Annotated in this window: 20 protein-coding genes and 1 pseudogene; 16 read left to right on the forward strand and 5 right to left on the reverse strand. The window is 64.8% G+C overall.

Annotated elements, in window-relative coordinates:
• Positions 1–186 precede the first annotated feature (186 nt).
• Entirely contained in the window at positions 187–780 is a 594-nt protein-coding gene (locus tag P6U27_RS36315) for a L,D-transpeptidase (RefSeq protein WP_122406140.1), read from the forward strand.
• Between the two features lie 85 nt (positions 781–865).
• A complete protein-coding gene (locus tag P6U27_RS36320; protein WP_122406992.1) occupies positions 866–1,903 on the forward strand; it encodes an amino acid ABC transporter substrate-binding protein in 1,038 nt (345 codons plus the stop codon).
• 200 nt (positions 1,904–2,103) lie between these two features.
• Here the strand turns inward: P6U27_RS36320 and P6U27_RS36325 are convergent, their stop codons facing one another.
• Both P6U27_RS36325 and P6U27_RS36330 read right to left on the reverse strand, forming a co-directional pair.
• The gene (locus P6U27_RS36325; protein ID WP_122406141.1) at positions 2,104–3,243 is read right to left on the reverse strand and encodes an acyl-CoA dehydrogenase family protein; all 1,140 of its coding nucleotides are present in this window, start codon (positions 3,241–3,243) and stop codon (positions 2,104–2,106) included.
• Between the two features lie 151 nt (positions 3,244–3,394).
• Positions 3,395–4,594 carry an acyl-CoA dehydrogenase family protein gene (locus P6U27_RS36330; RefSeq protein ID WP_162500507.1) on the reverse strand — a complete coding sequence of 400 codons (1,200 nt, stop codon included), beginning with the start codon at positions 4,592–4,594 and terminating at the stop codon, positions 3,395–3,397.
• Between the two features lie 137 nt (positions 4,595–4,731).
• On the opposite strand from P6U27_RS36330, the gene P6U27_RS36335 reads away from it, so the two are divergent.
• Positions 4,732–5,277 carry a carboxymuconolactone decarboxylase family protein gene (locus P6U27_RS36335; RefSeq protein WP_122406143.1) on the forward strand — a complete coding sequence of 182 codons (546 nt, stop codon included), beginning with the start codon at positions 4,732–4,734 and terminating at the stop codon, positions 5,275–5,277.
• An 88-nt stretch (positions 5,278–5,365) separates the two neighbouring features.
• Positions 5,366–5,854, forward strand: a pseudogene (locus tag P6U27_RS36340) (VOC family protein); the annotation flags it as partial.
• A 135-nt stretch (positions 5,855–5,989) separates the two neighbouring features.
• Here the strand turns inward: P6U27_RS36340 and P6U27_RS36345 are convergent.
• Together P6U27_RS36345 and P6U27_RS36350 are read right to left on the reverse strand one after the other, a co-directional pair.
• Positions 5,990–7,225 carry an MFS transporter gene (locus tag P6U27_RS36345; RefSeq protein WP_122406145.1) on the reverse strand — a complete coding sequence of 412 codons (1,236 nt, stop codon included), beginning with the start codon at positions 7,223–7,225 and terminating at the stop codon, positions 5,990–5,992.
• Between the two features lie 124 nt (positions 7,226–7,349).
• Complete coding sequence (locus P6U27_RS36350; protein WP_407193488.1) at positions 7,350–8,597, reverse strand: MFS transporter; 1,248 nt, start codon at positions 8,595–8,597, stop codon at positions 7,350–7,352.
• A gap of 185 nt (positions 8,598–8,782) precedes the next feature.
• Between P6U27_RS36350 and P6U27_RS36355 the strand changes: the two genes are divergently transcribed.
• Positions 8,783–10,852: a prolyl oligopeptidase family protein gene (locus tag P6U27_RS36355; RefSeq protein WP_162500509.1), complete on the forward strand. Its 2,070-nt coding sequence runs from the start codon at positions 8,783–8,785 to the stop codon at positions 10,850–10,852.
• A 213-nt stretch (positions 10,853–11,065) separates the two neighbouring features.
• Here the strand turns inward: P6U27_RS36355 and P6U27_RS36360 are convergent, their stop codons facing one another.
• The gene (locus P6U27_RS36360; protein WP_122406148.1) at positions 11,066–11,737 is read right to left on the reverse strand and encodes a DUF938 domain-containing protein; all 672 of its coding nucleotides are present in this window, start codon (positions 11,735–11,737) and stop codon (positions 11,066–11,068) included.
• A gap of 227 nt (positions 11,738–11,964) precedes the next feature.
• On the opposite strand from P6U27_RS36360, the gene soxX reads away from it, so the two are divergent.
• The 11 genes from soxX to P6U27_RS36415 all read left to right on the forward strand — a co-directional run bounded on the left by soxX (position 11,965) and on the right by P6U27_RS36415 (position 21,263).
• Positions 11,965–12,321, forward strand: coding sequence for a sulfur oxidation c-type cytochrome SoxX (gene soxX / locus P6U27_RS36365; RefSeq protein WP_122406149.1), 357 nt, complete (start codon positions 11,965–11,967; stop codon positions 12,319–12,321).
• Positions 12,322–12,347: 26 nt separating this feature from the next.
• Positions 12,348–12,839 (forward strand): thiosulfate oxidation carrier protein SoxY, encoded by a 492-nt coding sequence (gene soxY / locus P6U27_RS36370; protein ID WP_122406150.1) that lies wholly within the window; start codon positions 12,348–12,350, stop codon positions 12,837–12,839.
• Between the two features lie 15 nt (positions 12,840–12,854).
• Positions 12,855–13,166, forward strand: coding sequence for a thiosulfate oxidation carrier complex protein SoxZ (gene soxZ / locus P6U27_RS36375; RefSeq protein ID WP_122406151.1), 312 nt, complete (start codon positions 12,855–12,857; stop codon positions 13,164–13,166).
• Entirely contained in the window at positions 13,166–14,029 is an 864-nt protein-coding gene (soxA, locus tag P6U27_RS36380; protein ID WP_162500510.1) for a sulfur oxidation c-type cytochrome SoxA, read from the forward strand. Before soxZ ends, soxA begins: the two co-directional genes overlap by 1 nt.
• Entirely contained in the window at positions 14,026–14,331 is a 306-nt protein-coding gene (locus P6U27_RS36385) for a hypothetical protein (protein WP_122406153.1), read from the forward strand. Before soxA ends, P6U27_RS36385 begins: the two co-directional genes overlap by 4 nt.
• A gap of 54 nt (positions 14,332–14,385) precedes the next feature.
• Positions 14,386–16,137 (forward strand): thiosulfohydrolase SoxB, encoded by a 1,752-nt coding sequence (soxB, locus tag P6U27_RS36390; RefSeq protein ID WP_122406154.1) that lies wholly within the window; start codon positions 14,386–14,388, stop codon positions 16,135–16,137.
• Complete coding sequence (locus tag P6U27_RS36395) at positions 16,134–16,586, forward strand: hypothetical protein (protein WP_122406155.1); 453 nt, start codon at positions 16,134–16,136, stop codon at positions 16,584–16,586. Before soxB ends, P6U27_RS36395 begins: the two co-directional genes overlap by 4 nt.
• 210 nt (positions 16,587–16,796) lie before the next feature.
• Positions 16,797–17,834, forward strand: a complete 1,038-nt coding sequence (locus P6U27_RS36400) for an MBL fold metallo-hydrolase (RefSeq protein ID WP_122406156.1) — start codon at positions 16,797–16,799, stop codon at positions 17,832–17,834.
• An 88-nt stretch (positions 17,835–17,922) separates the two neighbouring features.
• Complete coding sequence (locus tag P6U27_RS36405; protein WP_174221617.1) at positions 17,923–18,093, forward strand: hypothetical protein; 171 nt, start codon at positions 17,923–17,925, stop codon at positions 18,091–18,093.
• A gap of 131 nt (positions 18,094–18,224) precedes the next feature.
• Complete coding sequence (locus P6U27_RS36410) at positions 18,225–19,439, forward strand: MFS transporter (protein ID WP_122406158.1); 1,215 nt, start codon at positions 18,225–18,227, stop codon at positions 19,437–19,439.
• Positions 19,440–19,547: 108 nt separating this feature from the next.
• Positions 19,548–21,263: an amidohydrolase family protein gene (locus tag P6U27_RS36415; protein WP_122406159.1), complete on the forward strand. Its 1,716-nt coding sequence runs from the start codon at positions 19,548–19,550 to the stop codon at positions 21,261–21,263.
• The last annotated feature ends 53 nt before the right edge of the window (positions 21,264–21,316 follow it).

Genomic DNA, 21,316 nt, shown 5'->3' on the forward strand with positions numbered 1-21,316 from the left:
CGGCGCGGATACCGGGGGCACTGCTTTTCGCGCCATCCCCCGTTTGTGGCATTGCTCCGGCCCCGTCAAAAAACCAAACCATTCTCGCGACATGGCAGGACAGCGCGTCATCAACTTGCCATGAACTTGCCCCTCAGGTTTGATGGTTCCGAATGATCTGCACTGTGGCAGCGGGGAGAGCTTGAAATGACGGATTTTCGTCGCCTGACCGGGATTTTCATGGCTGCGATCGGACTGGTCCTGTCCACGCCGCACGCCTTCGCCCAGCAGCCGGACCACGGCGACGAGCCGGGCCTGATCGCGGACGATTCCTACCAGCTTGATCCGGAATGGCAGAAGCAGGTGGTCTACTTCCGCACCACGGAAGCACCGGGCACCATCATCGTCTCGACCGCCGAACGGCACCTCTATCTGGTGCAGCCCGGCGGGCGCGCGATCCGCTATGGCATCGGCGTCGGCCGCGATGGCTTTCAGTGGCAAGGGCTGGTGACCATCACCAACAAGAAGGAGTGGCCGGACTGGACGCCGCCGCCGGAGATGATCCAGCGCCAGCCCTATTTGCCGCGCTTCATGGCCGGTGGTCCCGGCAATCCGCTGGGCGCCCGCGCCATGTATCTGGGCACTACGGTCTACCGCATCCACGGCACCAACCGTCCAGACACGATCGGCACCAAGGTGTCCTCGGGCTGCTTCCGTCTCGTCAACAACGACGTCGCCGACCTCTACGATCGCGTCCCTGTCGGGACCAAGGTCGTGATCCGGCAGAAGCCCGAGCTTTAAGGGCTACGGTTCGAGCATGATCGCTCCGGTCATGCTCCACCCCCTCATCCAATTTCCTTTTCCCGATTATTTCGAGAGAGACATCATGCGCACTTTTCGAGGCGGCCTGCTGATCGGGCTCGCGGTCGCCGTGCTGGTCGGCGTCGTCGCCATCATCTATGAATTCTACGACACCCGCACCCTGAAGCGGACTGTTCGCCGCGGCGAGGTGCTGTGCGGCGTCAACAAGGGCCTGCCGGGCTTCTCGATCCCCGACGACAAGGGCAACTGGACCGGCTTCGACGTCGATTTCTGCCGCGCGGTCGCCGCGGCGATCTTCAACGACCCGGGCAAGGCGAAGTTCATTCCGCTCGACGCCAGCGAGCGCTTCAAGGAATTGCAGAGCCGGAAGGTGGACATCCTCTCGCGCAACTCGACCTGGAGCATGGCGCGCGAGCTCGACTACGACCTCTACTTCCCCGCCGTCGCCTATTACGACGGCGCGGGCTTCATGCTGCCCCGCTCGCGCAACAAGGAGACGTCGCTGGATCTGAGCGGCAGCAAGGTCTGCGTGCAGGCCGGCACCACGACCGCACTCAACGTTGCCGATTACTTCCGCGCCAACAACATGAAGTACGAAGAGGTGAAGCTCGAAAGCCTCGCCGACGTGGTGAAGGCCTACGACACCGGCAAGTGCGACACGTTCAGCGCCGACGTCTCGCAGCTCTACGCGCTCAGGCTGAACCTGTCCAAGCCCGGCGAGCACATGATCCTGCCGGACATGATCTCGAAGGAGCCGCTCGCCCCCGTCGTGCGCCAGCGTGACGACGATTGGATGATGATCGTGAAGTGGACGCTGTATGCGATGATCAACGCCGAGGAACTCGGGGTCACCTCGGAGAACATCGACGAGGCCCTGAAGTCGAAGAAGCCGGAAGTGATGCGCCTGGTCGGCACCGAGGGCAATTACGGCGAGCAGCTCGGCCTCACCAAGGACTGGGCCGCGCGCATCATCCGTCATGTCGGCAATTACGGCGAGATGTACGAGCGCAATATCGGCGAGAAGTCCAAGCTGAAGATCCCGCGCGGCATGAACCAGCTTTGGAATGCGGGCGGGGTGCAGTACGCACCGCCGATGAGGTAAGGGGCGGACTCGCCACTGTCATTGCGAGCGAAGGCTGGCCTCTCAATCGTCATGCCCGGGCTCGTCCCGGGCATCCACGTTTCCGAGGCACCAAAGAACGTGGATGGCCGGGACAAGCCCGGCCATGACGGCTCAGGGCAAGCGCTATCCACCACCTGCACGTGAGGCACGCACGCGCTCGCGCCTCACATCCGACTGTCTCAATACCCCCGCGCGCGCGCCAGCTGCTCGGTGTGGTAGTTCGCATCGCCGAACAGTTCCTCGCACACCCGTGCGCGCTTCATGAAGAAGCCGATGTCGAACTGGTCGGTCATGCCCATGCCGCCGTGCATCTGCACCCCTTCCTGCACCGCGCGCGTTGCGGTGGTGCCGGCGCGGGCTTTTGCCACGGCGACGGCTGAAGTGGCTTTCGCAACGTCGGCGTCCAATGCCTGCAGTGCCTTCATCACCGCGGCGCGGGTGATCTCGATGTCGACATAGAGTTCGGCGGCTCGGTGCTGCAGCGCCTGGAATTCGCCGATCAGCTTGCCAAACTGCTTTCGGCTCTTGAGGTACTCGACGGTGCGGTGAAATACTTCATCGCTGAGGCCGACCATCTCGGAGGCGACCGCGCCACGGCCGATATCGAGCACGCCATCGAGCAGGGCCGAGCCCTGATCGATCTCGCCGAGCACGCTGTCGGCATTGACCTCGACATTGGCGAATTCGATCCGCGCCGCGTTGTGCGCATCGACCATGATGGTGCGCTCGATCGCGACGCCTTTGGCCTTGGGATCGACCAGGAACAGCGTCAACCCTTCGCGCTCGCCGGCGCTACCCGCGGTGCGCGCGGCGACGATGAGGAGGTCGGCGACATGGCCATCGACCACCAGGGCCTTGGCGCCCGAGAGCTTGAAGCCGTTGCCGGCGCGCACGGCCTGAAGGCTGGTCTGGAGCGGGCGATGCTTGGCGCCCTCGTCGATCGCGAGCGTCGCGAGCAGCGAGCCGCTGGCGATCTTCGGCAGATATTCCGATTTCTGCGCGGCATTGCCGCCGCGATTGAGCGCCGAGGCCGCGACCACGCTGGTGGCGAGGAAGGGCGACGGCATCAGGGTGCGGCCGATCTCCTCCATCACGACGCCGGCTTCGACATAGCCGAGGCCGCTGCCGCCGAATTCTTCCGGCACCAGCAGGCCGGCAAAACCCATCTCGGCGAAGGAGTGCCAAAACTCCTTGGAGAACCCGATGGGGTCCTTGCTGTCGCGCAAGTGGCGCAGATGCGACACCGGCGCCTTGTCGCTGATGAGCGCGCGCGCGCTGTCGCGGAGCATCGATTGTTCTTCGGTGAGGACGAGGGCCATGTGCAAAGTTCTCTAGCGTTTGGCGGAATGTGTAACTGTTGCTGTCGTTCCGGGTCGGGTCGAGGACGCGAACCACGGAGCGCAATTGCGCTCCGGAGAATCTCGAGGTTCCGGGTTCGGTCCTGCGGACCGCTCCGGAACGACGGTGGAATTAGGCCCCCGGCAGATCCAGGATGCGCTTGGCGACGATGCCGAGCATGACCTCGGACGTGCCGCCTTCGATCGAGTTGGCCTTGGTGCGCAGCCAGGCGCGCGGGCGCGCGCCCTGCTTGGAGCGCTCGCTCTCCCATTCCAGCGCATCGACGCCGCCGGCCGACATCAGGATCTCGTAGCGGCGCTTGTTGAGCTCGGTGCCGTAATATTTCATCGCCGAGGAGAACGCCGGATGCGCCTGCCCGGCCTTGGCGAGATCGACCGCGCGCTCGGCGCAGGCCGCGAGCGCGGCCTCATCGACATCGAAGCGCGCGATCTGGCCGCGCAGCATGGCGTCGTCGAGCCTGCCTTGGCCATCGGTGCCGACCGAGTCGGCCGCGATCTGGCCGAGCGGCCGCCCGACGCCGCGCTCGCCCATGCCTGAGATCATCGCGCGCTCGTGCTGGAGCAGATATTTCGCGACGTCCCAGCCGCGGTTGACTGTGCCGACCACGTGCGACTTCGGCACGCGGACATTGTCGAAGAAGGTCTCGCAGAACGGCGAGTAGCCGGAGATCAACAGGATCGGCTTGGTCGAGACGCCCTTCGAGGTCATGTCGAACAGGATGAAGCTGATGCCGTCGTGCTTCTTGGCCGTGGGATCGGTGCGGACCAGGCAGAAGATCCAGTCGGCGTAGTTGGCATAGGACGTCCAGATCTTCTGCCCGTTGATGATGAAGTCGTCGCCGTCGCTCTCGGCCCGGGTCTGGAGCGAGGCGAGATCGGAGCCGGCATTCGGCTCGGAATAGCCCTGGCACCAGCGGATCTCGCCCGCGGCAATCTTCGGCAGGTGCTCCTTCTTCTGCGCGTCGTTGCCATATTTCAGCAGCGCCGGCCCGAGCATCCAGATGCCGAAGCTCGACAGCGGCGGGCGGGCACCGATCCGCGCCATCTCGGCGCGCAGCACCTTGTGCTCGGCGGCACTGAGGCCACCGCCGCCGTACTCCTTCGGCCAGTCAGGCACGGTCCAGCCCTTGTCGCGCATGCGCTCGAACCAGATGCGCTGCGGCTCGGACGAGAATTTTGCATTGCGCCCGCCCCAGAACACGTCGGCATCCGACGTGGCAGGCTTGCGCATCTCCGGCGGGCAGTTGGCTTCCAGCCAGGCGCGCGTCTCGTTGCGGAATCGTTCGAGTTCGGCGGATTCAGTTTCGCTCATGGTCGTTTCCATCACTCAAAAATCGACTTGTTGTGCGCGACTCTGGGCCATCGCACCGTGGAATTCAACCACTTCCGCAGGCGTGCATTCCGCTATAGTCGAGGGCATGGCGGCTTGAAAACAAAGAGGAAACGACAATGCGCCTGAAGCTTCTTTCGCCTGGCGAAATGAACGAGAGCCAGCGGCAGACCTATGACGAGTCGATTGCCGGCAAGCGCGGCAAGCCGCCGGCGCCGATGATGGCCTGGCTCAACAGTCCGGAGATGGCCCGTCACGCCACGCGGCTGGGCGAGGTGCTGCGCTTCGACACGATCTTCCCCGCCAAGCTTTCGGAGATCGCGATCCTGGTGACGGCGCGGCACTGGACCGCGCATTACGAATGGTACGCGCACAAGCGCCTCGCGCTCGCGGGCGGGCTGAACCCCGACATCATCGACGCCATCCGCGACCGCCGCACGCCTGATTTCGACGATCCCCAGGGACAGATGATCTACGACGTCGCGAAGTCGCTGCATGAGGGGCACGGCGTCGAGAAGGGACTCTACGACGCGGCGGTGAAGCTGCTCGGCGAGCGCGGCGTCGTCGAGGTGATCGGGCTGTGCGGCTATTACACGCTGGTGTCGATGACGCTGAACACGTTCGAGTTCGGCCTGCCCGACGGTGAGGTGTCGGAGCTGGCTTAGTTCTGATCCGGAAACGCTGGGTTTCGGGATCGGCGGTAGCACCATCTAGGAGCCCGCCTTATGTGCATGTTTTCAACGGAGCATTCACATGCCGCAGAACCAAGCCATCCATGCCGGCACCAGGATCGGCCACGTTCATCTCAAGGTCGCCGACCTCGATCGCGCGCTCGGCTTCTATTGCGGCGTGCTCGGCTTCGAGCTGATGCAGCGCATGGGCTCCGGCGCGGCCTTCATCTCGGCGGGCGGCTATCATCATCACATCGGGCTCAACACCTGGGAGAGCAAGGGCGGCTCGCCGCCACCGCCGGGCACGACGGGGCTCTATCACACCGCGATTCTCTATCCGACCCGGCCTGCGCTGGCGGATGCGCTGCACCGGGTGCTGACGGCCGGCATTGCGCTGGACGGCGCCAGCGACCACGGCGTCAGCGAGGCGCTGTACTTGCGCGATCCGGATCAGAACGGGGTGGAGCTGTATTGGGACAAGCCCAGGGAGCAATGGCCGTTCGGGCCGGATGGGAAGCTCGCGATGGTCACCAAGCGGCTGGATGTGGAGGATTTGTTGAGGCAGCGAGAGGGGCGACCTGCGCTCCCTCCACGCGTCATTGCGAGCGCGGCGAAGCAATCCAGACTGTCCCCGCTGAGACGGCCTGGATTGCTTCGTCGCCAGGGCTCCTCGCAATGACGGAGATTGTTGAACGGCCGTCGCGCCCTACGTGAGCTTCGCTCTCGGCTTACCCCGCACCAAGATCAGCGCCGCAGCCGCCACCTCCAGCACGAAGCAGAGATAGAACGGCAGCGTGTAGCCACCGGACCAATCACGCAAGGCTCCGACCACGCCGGGGCCGAAGGCGTAGGTGACCTGGTTGATCGCGGTGTTGAGGCTGATCAGCACGCCGAACGAGGCGGTGTCGAACTCCTGCTGCACGATCAGCGATGGCAGCGTGATGAGATTGCCGACGGAGAAGCCGAACACCGCGCAGGCGGCGATCAGCACATAATCATTGTGCAGGTTGATGACGGCGCACAGCGCCGCCGCCTGACTCAGGAACGACAGCGCCGAGGCAAGGCGCTGGTTGAGGCGGTCGATCACCAGCGAGAACAGCACGCGGCCGACCACCGCCATCGCGGTCAGCACGGCTAGTGCAACCGCAGCGCACTCGCGGCCGATCACGGGATCGAGGAACGAGATCAGGTGCACGATGAAGCCGACTTGCGCGAACAGCACCAGCGCAAAGGCGATCGTGACGGTGAGGAAGCTGATGTCGCGCAGCGCAGCCTTGCGGATCTCCGTCGAAGATTGCGGCCTCTCCTTCCCTGCCGCGAGCCCGCCATGATGGCCCGGCGGCGAACCAACGGCGAGCAGGATCACCGGCACGAGCAGCACCAGCATGGCGGCAGCGGCGGCATACATCGCGCGGGCGAAACCGAGATGACCGATCAAGCTCACCAGCAAGGGCACGCCGGCGATGCCGCCAAAACTGGCGCCGTTCAGCGCCAGGCTGATCGCCATGCCGCGCTTGTCGTCGAACCACAGGCTGATCGTGTTGGTGATCATGGCGAGACTGGTGCCGGCCCAGCCGAAGGCGAGCACGGCATTGGCGAGGTACAGCTGCCAGGTCTCGCGCACCGCGCCGATCGCAACCGCAGCCGCCGCCATCGCCAGCGTGCCGGCAATCAGGCAGAGGCGCGGGCCGTATTTCCGCACGGCTTCGCCGACGAACACCACCAGCAGCGCGCCGAACAGATAGAAGAACGTCGTCCCTGCGGAGATCAGCGAGGTCGGCCAGCCGCGGGCGCGCTGGAGCTCGGCGACGTAGACGCTCTGGCCGTAGAAGCCGAGCCCCCAGCCGAAGGTCGCGAGCAGGAAGCACACGGCGACGATGCGCCAGCCTTCGTAGCGGAGGGAGGATTCATCGGTTTGAGGCTGTTGAGAATTGTCGAGCATGCGCGGCGCCCACGACGTGGATGACCGGGACAAGCCGGCCATGACGCATCAATTAATAGCTCGCTTCAGAAAATCACTTCGACGCAGCTCGAACCATCGGCGCTGCTGACAACCTCCTGCCAGTTCACACCGCATCCGGAAACTCACCCATGGCTGCGTCCAACCGCGCCTTGCGGCGGCGGGCCCAGGAGACCAGCGAGAGCACGATAAGCCCGAGCACGACCGGCGGGAACACCACCATGTTCACCGCCGACCAGCCGTAATTGGCGAGCAGCTGGCCCGAAGAGAACGAGCCGATCGCCATCATGCCGAACACCAGGAAATCGTTGAAGGCCTGCACCTTGTTGCGCTCCTGCGGCCGATGCGTCTCCAGCACCAGCGCGGAGGCGCCGATGAAGGAGAAATTCCACCCGATGCCGAGCACGATCAGCGTCGCCCAGAAATGCATCGCAGTGAGGCCGGAGAGGCCGATGCCGGCGGCGCCGGCTTCCAGCAGCAGGCCGGCGGCAACGATCACAGGCGCACCGAAGCGGGCGATCAGCGCACCGGTGAAGAAGCTCGGCCCGTACATGGCGACGATGTGCCATTGAATGCCGAAATTGGAATCGGAGACGGACAAGCCACACAGCTTCATGGCGAGCGGCGCCGAGGTCATCACCAGATTCATCATGGGATAGGAGATGACGCCGCACAGCGCCGCCGCGACGAAGCGCGGCTGGCTCACGATCGTGAGCAGCGGCCGCCCGCCATGCAGATCGGCCGGCCCGGGTTTTGGCATATCGACGCCGGCGACGATGCCCGTGGCGACCAGCGCCACCGCGGCCTGCACCAGGAAGCTGAAGGCGAACAGATAGGGCTGCCAGACGTCCATGGTCCATTGCACGAGCTGCGGACCAAGCACGCCGGCGAACACGCCGCCGGCCATCACCCAGGACACTGCCTTGGGGCGGTAGGCCGCGCTGGCGCCATCGGCGGCGGCGAAGCGATAGGACTGCGCCACGGCACCGTAGAGGCCGCCGAGGAAGGTCGCGAGGCAAAACAGCGCGAAGGAGCCGTGCAGGATGGCGAACGAGCCGGCAAGGCCCGTGAGCGTGCCGAGGCCCGTGCCGATGACGAAGGCCACGCGGCGGCCGAAGCGGCGCGAGATCGCGCCGGTCGGCAGCGTGCCGGCGGCAAGCCCGACCACATACATCGAGATCGGCACGGTCGCGAACGAGATGTCCGGGGCGAGCGTGGCGCCGACGATCGCGCCGGTGGCGAAGATCACGGCCGAGTTGGCGCCGGTCAGCGCCTGCGCCGCGGCAAGGCGCACCACATTGCTGCGCACGCGCGCGTCGTCGGCAATCTCGTCGGCAGCGGTCACATCAAGCATCGGCATTTCCGCCCAAGGGCTCTGTTGATTCCCGGCACTATGGAGGGACGCGCAAGGGCGGGCAACCGGCGCAAACGGACGCGGGCCATGCCGCTGACGCAATCGGTGGGATGATAGCGGACCGCGCTCTTGACGGCTTGCGCTCGATCAAATCCTATCCGCGGCGACTTGTTGGAGTTTCGTTCATGACCGTCGACGACAGGCCCACGCTCAGCGCTCCCGACGACGATCCCTGGCTGTGGCTGGAAGAGATCGAAGGCAGACAGGCGCTCGATTTCGTCGAGCGGCAGAATCAACTCACGCTCGCCGCATTCGGCGGAGCGGCCTTCGCGCGCGACCGCGACATTCTCGCCGCGATCTATGATCGTCCCGACAACATCCCCTATGTCAGCCGGCGCGGCTCCGATCTGCACAATCTCTGGAAGGATGCCGCCAACCCACGCGGCCTGTGGCGGCGGACTTCGCTGGCGGAATTTCGCAAAGCCGATCCGGCATGGGACACCATGCTGGACATCGACCAGCTCGCGAGAAGCGAAGGTGAAGACTGGCTGCTGAGCTCCATCGTCACGATGCCGGGAAGCTCGCGGGCGATCCTCAGCCTGTCGCGCGGCGGCAGTGACGCCGTTACCTTGCGGGAGTTCGACCTCACCACGAAGAGTTTCGTGACGAACGGCTTTGCACTGCCGGAAGCGAAGGGCGGCGTCGATTGGCTCGATGCCGACACGCTGCTGCTGTCGAGCGCCCATGGCGAGAGCATGGCGACGAGCTCGGGATACTCTCGGACCGTCCGCCTGTGGCGGCGAGGTCAGCCGGTCGATCAGGCCGAGGTGATCATCGAGACCACCGCTGATCACATGGCGATCTCCGGTGTAGCCGACGACACCGGTGCGGCGCCACGGGTGTGGATCGTCGACCAGATCGACTTCTTCAACTATGGCATATGGCTGCGCGATGCGGCCGGTAACATGACGAAGCTCGATCTGCCGACCGGGATCTGGATGCAGGCGCATCGCGACTGGTTCGCGATGAAGCTGCGCAAGGACTGGACCATCGGAGGCCGGACCTATGCCACCGACACCGTGCTCGGCATCTCGCTCTCGGCCTTCCTGGCCGGCAGTCGCGATTTCGCGGTGCTGTTCGAGCCCGCACCGCGGCGCGCGCTACAAGGCTTGTTCTGGGCCGCCGGCAAGCTGGTGCTATCTATTCTCGACGAGCTCAAGCCGTGCTTCGAGATCTGCACGCCATCGGCTGCGGGCTGGAGCCGCGAGACGCTTCCCGGTCTGCCCGAGATCGGCGTCGTCGATGTCTGGCCGCTCGATCGGCATGCATCCGAGAGCAACGGCGACCTGCTCGCCAATGTGCAGGACCCGCTCACGCCGCCCGCGCTGCTGCTGCTCGAACGCGGCGTCGCAAGCCCTGTTGTGCTGAAGCAGGCGCCGAAGACATTCAATGCCGACGGTCTCGTGGTGACGCAGCACGAGGCGATCTCGATCGACGGCGAGCGCATTCCCTATGTCCAGACCGGCCCCGCTGCGGAGACCGGCGATGCGCCGGTCTATATGAGCGCCTATGGCGGCTTCGGACTTGCCGTGAAGCCGTATTACAACGCTTCGCTCGGCAGGCTATGGCTGGAGCGCGGCGGCACGACGGTGCAGGCGAATCTGCGCGGCGGCGGCGAGTTCGGCACGCGCTGGCACGATGCCGGCCGGCTCGCCGGCAAGAGGCTCTCGCACGATGATTTCGCGGCCGTGGCTGCCGATCTCGTGCGCCGCGGCGTGACGAGTGCGAAGCGCATCGCCGCGCAGGGCGGATCCAACGGCGGCATCCTCATCACCAACATGCTGGTGCGGTACCCTGAGCGCTTCGGCGCGCTGTTCTGCACCATCCCGCTGATCGACATGCGCCGCTACACGAAGTTGCTCGCCGGCGCGAGCTGGATCGCGGAATATGGCGATCCCGACAAGGCGGAGGAGTGGGAATGGCTGAAGACCTACTCGGCCTATCACAACGTGAAGGCCGGCCAGGCCTATCCGCCGATCCTGATCGCCACAACGCGTCGCGATGACCGCGTTCATCCCGGCCATGCCCGCAAGATGGCGGCAAAGCTCCAGGCGATGGGCTATGAGGCCTGGTTCTACGAGCCGGCAGCCGGCGGCCACGGCTACGGCAAGGACAACAAGGAGCGCGCGAGCTTCGAGGTGCTCGGCTTCCGGTTCTTGAAGGAGAGGATCGGATGGAGGGATGGCGCGGCGTGACAGCCTCTTGATTTGACCGACGCAATTCCAGCGGGCCGTGCACCTCTCCCGATTGGTTTGCGGAACAGATCGGCGTGCTCGGGCGATGCGAAGCATCGTCCCCGCAGGGCGGGTGAGGGTTTTCTGCTCTAGGGAGTATCCCGTCGCGGAGTCACCCTTTCCTCCGCCCTCACCCGCGAGCGAGCGGGGGAGGGAGCGCACCGCCGTCGCGGCTTAGCGCGAAAACACCAGCGTCAGATTGTTCGCGGGCATCTCGATCGTCTCGACCAGGCGAAGGGCCACCGCCTTCGCCAACTTCTCGACGTCGCTGATGTCGCGCACGCCCCAGTCGGGATTGCCTTCGCGCAAGGAGGTGTCGAACACCGCATTGCTGATCGCAGTGTGCTTGCCGTCGCGCTTGAAGGGGCCGTAGAGGAACAGCTTGCCGTCGGGGCGCAGATAGCGGCCGGCGCCGGCGAACAGGCCTTCGGCCACGGCCCAGGGCGCGATGTGGATGACATTGGCGCAGAACACGGCTGCGAGGCTGGTCGGTCCCTGCCCGCTTTTCATCTCCGGGCACCAGTCGGGATCGGTGAGGTCGATCCGCAGGGGTGAGCGTATGTTCGGCAGGCCCGCATGCACGCGCCAGGCTTCGATGCTCTTGAGGTGGCGCTGGTTGAGGTCGCTCGGCCACCAGATCAGGCCGGGTGTGTGGCGGGCGAAATGAACCACGTGCTGGCCGGTTCCACTGCCGAGTTCCACAACGTCGCCGGTCGTGCCGGCAAGATGTTTTTCCAGCGCCGCCCAGATCGGTTCGTGATTGCGATGGAAAGCCGGCGCATCGAGCCGGCCATCCGGCTCGACCCGTCCGCCGTCCCTGCCAAATTCAACGACGTATTCAGCCAAATGACGTCCCCAGAAAATGTGAAACAGAACACGGCCCTAGGGGCAAACGCCCGAGAATAATTTGCCAATCCCAGCCGATGTGATGAATGAACTATCTCAACGGTTGCAATGCGGGGGATATTAATCCCATTTTGCCGCCTGCATAGTCTTGATTGTCAGGCGATGCCCTTTGTGCTTTTGAACAATTCCGCAAACGAGATCATCGACATAACGCTCGGGACGAAGCCTTGACCGTCTTTCCTTGCAAGCCCGCCCTGCTTGTTGCGCTGGCCCTCCTCGCCGGCGCGGCCGTGCCCCCGGCGGGGGCGCAATCCACCGTGACTGAGGGCCAGAAACTCGCTTTCGACCGCGGCAAGGGCAATTGCCTGACCTGTCACGTCATCAAGGGCGGCGACCTGCCCGGAACGATCGGGCCGGAGCTGAAGGACATCAAGGCCAAATACCCCGATCGCAACGAGCTGGCTGCGATCATCTTCGACGAGACCAAGCGCAATCCGCAAACCATGATGCCGCCGTTCGGCCGGAACCGGATTTTGACCGAACAGGAAATCAACGCAATCGTTGATTTCCTGCAGACCCTGTAACGGGCCGGCAGCCCAGGAGATTTGAGATGACCACGACCACCGGCCCTCATCCGACGCGGCGCCTGATCCTTCAGGGCGCAGCCTCCGTCGCGCTGCTCGGCCTCGGCAATCTGCCGTTCGGCGCCGCGCCCGCGCGTGCGGCGGCGAACGACAAATATCCGGAAGAGGCCTTCAGGCAGAAGAGCGAGGCGGACGCGATCAAGGTGCTCTACGGCAAGACCGCCACACCGTCGGACAAGGTCAAGCTGGATGCGCCCGAGATCGCCGAGAACGGCGGCGTCGTGCCGATCTCGGTGACGACGACGCTGGACAAGGTGACCTCGATCTCCTTCTTCGTGGCCGAGAACCCGTTCGCGCTCGCGGCAAGTTACAAGATTCCCGATGGCACGATCCCTGCCGTCGCCAACCGGCTGAAGATGGCCAGGACCACCAAATTGGTGGCGATCGTGGAAGCCGACGGCAAGCTCTACAGCGCGACCAAAGAGGTCAAGGTCACCGTCGGCGGTTGCGGCGGTTAAGCGAGGCAGTTCGACATGGCATCAAGCATTCGCGTACGCGCAACGTCCAACGGCGACATCATCGAGGTGCAGGCGCTGATCCAGCACCCCATGGACACGGGCCTGGTCAAGGATTCCAAGGGCGAGCTGATCCCTGCGCATTTCATCCAGGAGCTGAAGTTCGAGTGTAACGGCAAGGACGTCTTCGTCGCCAATTGGGGCACTGCGGTTTCCAAGGACCCCTACGTCAAGTTCAGCTTCAAGGGCGCCAAGAAGGGCGACGAGCTCAAGATCTCCTGGACCGACAACAAGGGTGGCTCCGACACGACCACCGCGAAGATCGCGTGATGAAACAGCGCGCTACGATTCTGCTCGGCTCGGCATTCGTCGCACTCGCGGCGCTTGCTTTCGCCGCAACGCGCGTCGTCGCGGCCGACAAGGTCGACCCCGTCGCCGACGCCAAGGCGTTCCAGAACTTCTTCTTCCAGAAGTTTCCGGACGTGAAGCACGAGGATTTCGTCAACGGTCCTTATTCGATGAACGAGGACATGAAGCGGCAGTGGCAGGAGAAGGAAGAATTCCCGCCTTACGAGTTCGCGCTCGATGCCGGCAAGGAGATGTTCTCGACCCCGTTCAAGAACGGCAAGACCTACGCCGACTGCTTCCCGAACGGCGGCATCGGCATCCGCCAGAATTATCCGTACTTCGACACCAAGGAAGGCAAGGTCATCACGCTCGAGCTCGCGCTCAACCGCTGCCGCGAAGCCAATGGCGAGGCACCCTATTCCTACGTCAAGGACGAGATGGCCTCGCTCACCGCCTATATGGCGTACACTTCGCGCGGCAAACCGATGGACATCAAGATACCCGATGATCCGCGTGCCCTTGCCGCGTTCGAGAACGGCAAGCGCTATTTCTACACGCGGCGCGGCCAGATGAATTTCTCATGCGCGAGCTGCCATGTGCAGAGCCCGGGCGAACGTATCCGCGCCGAGACCCTGGCACCGGCGCTCGGCATCCTCAACGCGATGCCGATCTACCGCTCGGAATGGAGCGGCATGGGCACCACCAGCCGCCGCTTCGTCACCTGCAACAGTCAGACCCGCGCGGTTCCGCTGGAGCCGCAATCGGATGAATATCGCGACGTCGAATATTTTCTGTCCTACGTCGCCAACGGATTGCCGATCTCAGGCCCGGGAGCACGGCCATGAAGCGGTCACTTGCTCTCGCCATGCTGCTCGCGCTCAGCCTTGCGCCATCCGCGCGCGCGGCAGATGAGGCGGATTACAAGGCGGCCTATGCCGCCGCCGAAGCCGCCTCCAAGGAGGCGGCCGGCTTGCGCAATCAGTGGACCGTGACCGTCTCTGCGCTGGCGGCAGCGAAGAAGGCTGCCGACGGCGGCGATTTCGACCGTGCTGTCGCCGCAGCCAAGGAGGCCGAGGCGCTGGCGCAGGCCTCGATCTTCCAGGCGAAGACCGAAAAAGAAGCCTGGAAGGCGATGGAAATCCGCTAGACTGCTCCCGAGTGGAACAATCCAGCGATCACGAGAGGCGCGGAGAATTTCTGAATGGCGATCCGCCGCCGCGACTTCTTGAAGAGTGCAGGCCTTGCGGCCGCAACGCTCGGCCTGCCCCGGCTGGCCCGTGGCACTGAAGCCGCCAGCATCTACGACGTCGAGCGGTTCGGCAATGCGCGGATCCTGCACCTCACCGACACGCATGCGCAGCTCAATCCGGTCTATTTCCGCGAGCCCAGCGTCAATATCGGCATCGGCGAGATGGCGGGACGGCCGCCGCATCTGGTCGGCCGCGCCTTCCTGGAGCGGTTCGGCATCCGGCCCGACAGCGCGGATGCCTATGCCTTCACCTGCATCGAGTTCGAAAAGTCCGCAGGCCGGTTCGGCAAGCTCGGCGGCTTCGCCCATCTGAAGACGCTGGTCGATCGCTTGCGCGCCGATGTCGGCGAGAAGCGTTCGATGCTCGTCGACGGCGGCGATCTCTGGCAGGGCACGGGCCTCGCCAACCTGATGCAGGGCCGCGACATGGTCGAGGTCGCCAATCTGCTCGGCATCGAGGCGATGACCGGGCATTGGGAATTCACCTATGGCGAGCAGGCGCTGCGCGACAATCTCGAGCGCTTCAAGGGCGAATTTCTGGCGCAGAACGTGTTCCTGACCGAGGAAGCCGCGTTCAACGACGCCCCCGCCTTCGACAAGGCCACGGGACGCGTGTTCAAGCCTTCGATGATCAAGGAAATCGGCGGGCATCGCGTCGCGATCGTCGGCCAAGCCTTCCCCTACGTTCCGATCGCGCATCCCAAGAGATTCACGCCGGACTGGAGCTTCGGCATCCGCGAGGAGGAGTTGCAGAAGCATGTCGATGCCTTGCGCGGCACCGACAAGGTCGACGCCGTCATTCTGCTGTCGCACAACGGCATGGATGTCGACCTCAAGCTCGCGAGCCGCGTCACCGGCATCGACGTCATCCTCGGCGGCCACACCCATGATGCCGTGCCGCAGCCGATTGCGGTGAAGAATGCGGCCGGCACCACGCTCGTCACCAATGCCGGCTCCAACGGGAAATTTTTGGCCGTGCTCGATCTTGCACTCGACAAGGGCAAGGTCAGCGACATCCACTATCATCTGCTGCCTGTCTATTCCGAGTTGCTGAAGCCCGATCCTGGAATGGCCGAGCTGATCGGCCGGCTGCGGGCGCCGCATGTGAGCGACTGGTCGGAGAAGATCGCAACGCCCGATCGCCTGCTCTACCGCCGCGGTAATTTCTCCGGACCCATGGACGAACTGATCTGCGCCGCGCTGCGCACCGAGCTCGATGCCGAGATCGCGCTGTCGCCGGGCTTCCGCTGGGGCGTCACCGCGCTGTCGGGCCAGGCGCTGACCATGGAGGATGTGCTGGCGGAGACCGCGATCACCTACCCCGAGACCTATGTGCAGGATATGACGGGGGCTCAGATCAAGGACATGCTGGAAGACGTCTGCGACAACCTCTTCAACGCCGATCCCTATTACCAGCAGGGCGGCGACATGGTGCGCGCCGGCGGGCTCAGCTACACCTGCACACCGGACGCTGCGATCGGTAGCCGCATCTCGGAGCTGAAGCTTGGCGACGGCAGGGCGCTCAGCGCCGGCCACCGCTACAAGGTCGCGGGCTGGGCGTCGGTCAATGGCCAGCAAGGCGCCCCGGTGTGGGACGTCCTCGGCAAATATCTGCGCTCGGGGCGGATGTTGCAGGAGCGACTCGGCTCCGGTGTGACCTTGAAAGGCGTCGAGGGCAATCCAGGCATTGCAGGACAGGGATGATGCGGTCGCAGCTCTTATCCGCAATGATGCTGGCACTGCTCGTCTGGACCCCGCCCGCTCTTGCGCAACAGATCCCGCTCCAGGACAAGCCGTTCGCCGAGCACAAGGTCGTGCTGCAACTCTCCGACGGCGATGCGAAGAAGCAGGCGCTGGTGCTGAGCGTCGCCAACAATCTGCTCAAGGCCTACGATCCCGACAAGATCGCGATCGAGGTGGTGGCATTCGGTCCCGGCATCGACCTGCTTCTTGCCGGCAGTGAGCGGCGCAAGCAGGTCGAGAGCCTGATCGCACAGGGCGTGCGCTTCGACATCTGCCTCAACACGGTGGATACGATCGCGCGGGAGACGGGCAAGCGGCCGGAGTTCATCCAAGCGGCCACGCCGGTGCAGGTCGGGGTTGGGCAGATCCTGTTCCTGGCGGAGAATGGGTATACGGTGGTGCGGCCGTAGGTCCCTACCTGTCCATTCCGGGGCGATGCGAAGCATCGAACCCGGAATCTCGAGATGCCGGGTTCGGCTCTGCGAGCCGCCGCGGAATGACGGGCTAGGCCCTGCGATAGCAATCTTCCATTATTACCGCCAGTGCAGTGAATTACTTCTCTTTCCGACCCGGAGCGTAGTAGAATCTTTGGAAACCAGTTCCACGCCGGGGTCTCTGCCATGATCTTCCGCCAGCTCTTCGACAGCGTTTCAGGCACCTATAGCTATCTGCTCGCCAGCCGCCCCGGCGGCGAGGCGCTCATTCTCGATCCTGTGCTGGAGAAGGTCGACCGCTACTGCCAATTGCTGCGCGAGCTCGACCTCAAGCTGGTCAAGGCGGTCGACACCCATCTGCATGCCGACCACGTCACCGGCCTCGGCGAGCTGCGCGATCGCACCCATTGCATGACAGTGATGGGCGACCAGACCAAGGCCGACGTGGTGGCGATGCGGGTGGCCGACGGCGACAAGCTGACGATCGAGGGCCTGTCGCTCGACGTGATGTACACGCCGGGCCACACCGACGATTCCTACTCATATCTGATGGGCGACCGCGTCTTCACCGGCGATACGCTGCTGATCCGCGGCACCGGCCGCACCGATTTCCAGAACGGCTCGTCGCGCGCCCAATATGATTCTATCTTCAACCGCCTGCTCAAGCTGCCGGACGAGACGATGGTGTTCCCCGCGCATGACTACAAGGGCGACACCGTCTCCACCATCGGCGAGGAGAAGCGCTACAACCCGCGGCTCCAGGTGCGTTCGGTCGACGAATATATCGAGCTGATGGCGAACCTGAAGCTGCCCAATCCGAAGATGATGGACGTGGCGGTCCCCGCCAACATGCATGTCGGCCTGCATCAGGAGGAGCTGGAGAAGGAGGGCCGCGCGCTCAGCGCAATCGAGGCGATCCGCAGCCTCGGCCGGCCCGACATCCTGCTGGTGGACTTGCGCGAGACCAACGAGCGGCTGAAGCACGGCATGCTCGAAGGTGCGCTGCACACGCCCTACCCGTCGGTCGAGGAGAGCCTGAAGCCCGGCGGCATGCTGCGCGAGGTCGCGGCCGCGACGGGACGCCGCGTGGTGTTCTTCTGCGCCTTCGGCGAACGCTCGGCGATGGCGGTGGCGGCTGCGAAGGAAGCGGGACTTCTCAACACCGCCCATATCGCCGGCGGCATCGATGCCTGGAAGAAGGCGGGCGGGCCGGTGGTGCAGTGACGGCCTCGTCGCGGGCCTTGAGTTAAGTCAGCAACCGCACATATCTGGCGGATAGATTCGGATGCAGCATCACCATCCGGGACCAGCCATGGCCAAGACCGGGAATACGACCGCCAAGCCGAGCGCGCCGCCGAAGCAGGCGCAAGACAAGGCAAAGAAGCCCTCGCGCCGGCGCGAGAACGACGACGACGAATACGAAGACGGCGACATCGCAACGCCAAAGCGCGATCGATATGGCCCTGACGACGAGCCGTTGTGAGGGATAGCGCCACACTCCACCGACGCCCCTCACTCCCCCGCCAGCACTACCTGCCATGCGCCTGCGTTCATGGACAAATAACCGCCCTCCCCGATAGTTTGCGCGTCCATCGGGAGTGAAACGGAACTGCAATGGTCGACGTTCTCGCCGCACCGCAGCAAGGCAAGGCGGACAGTGCGCTGCGCACGCTGACCGGAATCTCGATCGCGCACTGGGTCAGCCATTTTCATTTGCTGGTCCTGCCGATGCTGTTTCCGTTCCTGAAGGAGAAGCTCGGCGTCGGCTATGTCGAGCTCGGCTTCTCGCTGACCGCGCTCGCCGTCGTTTCGGGCCTGACTCAGGCGCCGACGGGCTATCTCGTCGACCATTTTGGCGCGCGCAAGATCTTGCTGATCGGGCTGACCCTCGGCGGCTGCGCGCTGATCCTGCTCGGCTTGCACCTCAGCTACGCCGCGCTGATCGCCTGCGCCGTGCTGCTGGGCCTCGCCAACAGCGTCTATCATCCCGCCGATTACGCCATTCTGGCCGAGCACATGGACGAGGCGCGGATGGGGCGCGCCTTCTCGGTGCACACCTTTGCCGGCTATCTCGGTGGCGCGGTGACGCCGGCGATCGTCGCCGCGCTGGTCACGCTGTGGGGCGGCGTCGGCGCGCTGGTCGCGTCGGGCGCGATCGCCATCGTGGTGGCGGTGCTGCTGATCGCCATGGGCATTCCCGAGGCCGGCGCGCACAAGACAAAGCCGGGTGGCGAGAGCGCGCCGAAGCAGGCGGTGATCACGCCGGCGCTGATCACGCTGACCGCGCTGTTCATGCTGCTCAGCCTGTCGGTCGCCGGCATCAACAATTTCGGCGTGGTGGCGCTGATGAGCGGATACGGCACGTCTTATTCGATCGCCAATGTCGCACTGACCGCGTTCCTCGCCGCCAGTGCCGCGGGCGTGCTCGCCGGCGGCTTTCTCGCCGATCACACCGAACGTCACGGCTATGTCGCGGCGGCCTGCTTTGCCGCGAATGCGGCCATCGTGCTGCTAATCGCGCTGGTGACGCTGCCGGGCTGGGCCCTGACTGCCACGATGGCAATCGCAGGCTTCCTCTCCGGCGTGATCGCGCCGTCGCGCGACATGCTGGTGCGCAATGCGGCGCCCGCGGGCGCCGCGGGCCGCGCCTTCGGCATCGTCTCGACCGGATTCAATCTCGGCGGCATCGTCAGCCCGCTGCTGTTCGGCTGGATCATGGATCAAAGCGCGCCGCACTGGGTGTTCGGGGCGTCCGTGATTTTCATGGTGGCGACGGTGGTGCTGTCGCCGTTCACGGAACGGAAGCCGGCGAAGGCGGTTCGTGAGTAGCGAAAGCGGCTGGTTACGGGATCGGCGCGCGCCTGAGGGCGCGCTTGTCCGGGACGACGAGTGGAGAGAATTTCGAAAACAACAAACGACAAGACGGGAAGAAACATCATGAGCAATGCTGATCTCGTGATCCGCGGCGGCACCGTCGCGGATGGCCACGGCGGCGAGTTGTTCGAGGCTGACGTCGCCATCAGCGGCGGGAGAATCAGCGAGGTCGGGAAGATTTCCGCCAAGGGCCGCGAAGAGATCGATGCACGCGGAAAGCTCGTGACGCCGGGCTTCGTCGACGTGCACACCCACTACGACGGCCAGGTCACCTGGAGCCAGGACCTCACGCCGTCTTCGCAGAACGGCGTCACCACCGCGATCATGGGCAATTGCGGCGTCGGCTTTGCGCCGTGCAAGCCTGATGACCACACCCGCCTGATCCAGCTCATGGAGGGCGTCGAGGACATTCCGGAGCCGGTGCTGAGCGCCGGCATTCCCTGGGCGTGGGAGAGCTTTCCGGACTACATGGACTGGCTCGCCAAGCGCGATTTCGACATCGACGTCGGCGCGCAGCTGCCGCATGCCGCGCTGCGGGTCTATGTCATGGGCGAGCGCGGCGCGCGCCGGGATCCCTCGACCGCGGAGGACAATGCGGCGATGGCGAAGCTCGCGGGCGAGGCGGTGCGCTCGGGCGCGCTCGGATTCTCGACCTCGCGCACGCTCAACCACCGCACATCGACCGGCGACTTTACGCCGACGCTGAAGGCCGGCGAGGACGAGCTCGCCGCGATTGCCGGCGCGATGCATCGGCAGGGGCGCAGCGTGCTGCAGTTCGTGCTCGACCTCTCCACCATCCACGAGGACCTGCCGATGATGCTGCGGGTGGCGGACGTCACCAAGTGCCCGATCTCATTCTCGATCACGCAGAACGACAAGGCGCCGCAGCGCTGGCGCCAGACGCTGGATGAGATCAATGCCGCGGCCAAGCGCGGCCTCTCCATCACCGCGCAGATCGCGGCACGCCCGGTCGGCCTGCTGCTCGGGCTCGAGCTGTCGCGCAATCCGTTCCAGACCCATCCGAGCTACAAGGCGATCGCGCATCTGCCGCTGCAGGAGCGTTTGGCGCGGCTGCGCCAGCCGGATGTGCGCAAGGCGATCCTGGGCGAGACGGCGACCGCGACCGACGATCCGCTGTTCTTCCGGCCCAACTACGACAAGATGTTCCTGCTCGGCGATCCCCCCGACTACGAGCAGCCGCCGGAGAACGCGCTGGGACCGCAGGCGCGCAAACAGGGGCGTCAGCCGGAGGAGCTAGCCTATGACGCGATGCTGTCGGACGAAGGGCGCGGCATGCTCTACGTGCCCTTCCTCAACTATTCCGACGGCAATCTCGACGCGACGCGCGAGATGCTGCTCGACCCGCAATCGGTGCCGGGTCTGTCCGACGGCGGCGCGCATTGCGGCATCATCTGCGATGCGAGCTTTCCGACTTATCTGCTGACGCACTGGACGCGCGACCGCAAGCGCGGCGAGAAGCTCACGATCCCGTTCGTGGTCGCGGCGCAGTCGCGCAAGACCGCGTTGTCGGTCGGCCTCGCCGATCGCGGACTTATTGCTCCGGGCTATAAAGCTGACGTCAACGTGATCGACTACGACCGCCTGCATCTGCATCCGCCGAAGGTGCATTACGACCTGCCGGTGGGCGGGCGGCGGCTGTTGCAGGATGTCGACGGCTATGAGGCGACCATTGTGTCGGGCGTGGTGACGCGGCGACACGGCAAGGCCACCGGGCGCCGGCCGGGCAAGTTGATCCGGGGCGCGCAGGGGGTGCAGTAGCGGTGGCTGCCGCTACCCTCCCTGGAGGGGGAGGGTAAAAAAACAGCACCTGC

The organism is Bradyrhizobium sp. STM 3566, from assembly GCF_045571445.1.
Lineage (GTDB): Bacteria > Pseudomonadota > Alphaproteobacteria > Rhizobiales > Xanthobacteraceae > Bradyrhizobium > Bradyrhizobium vignae.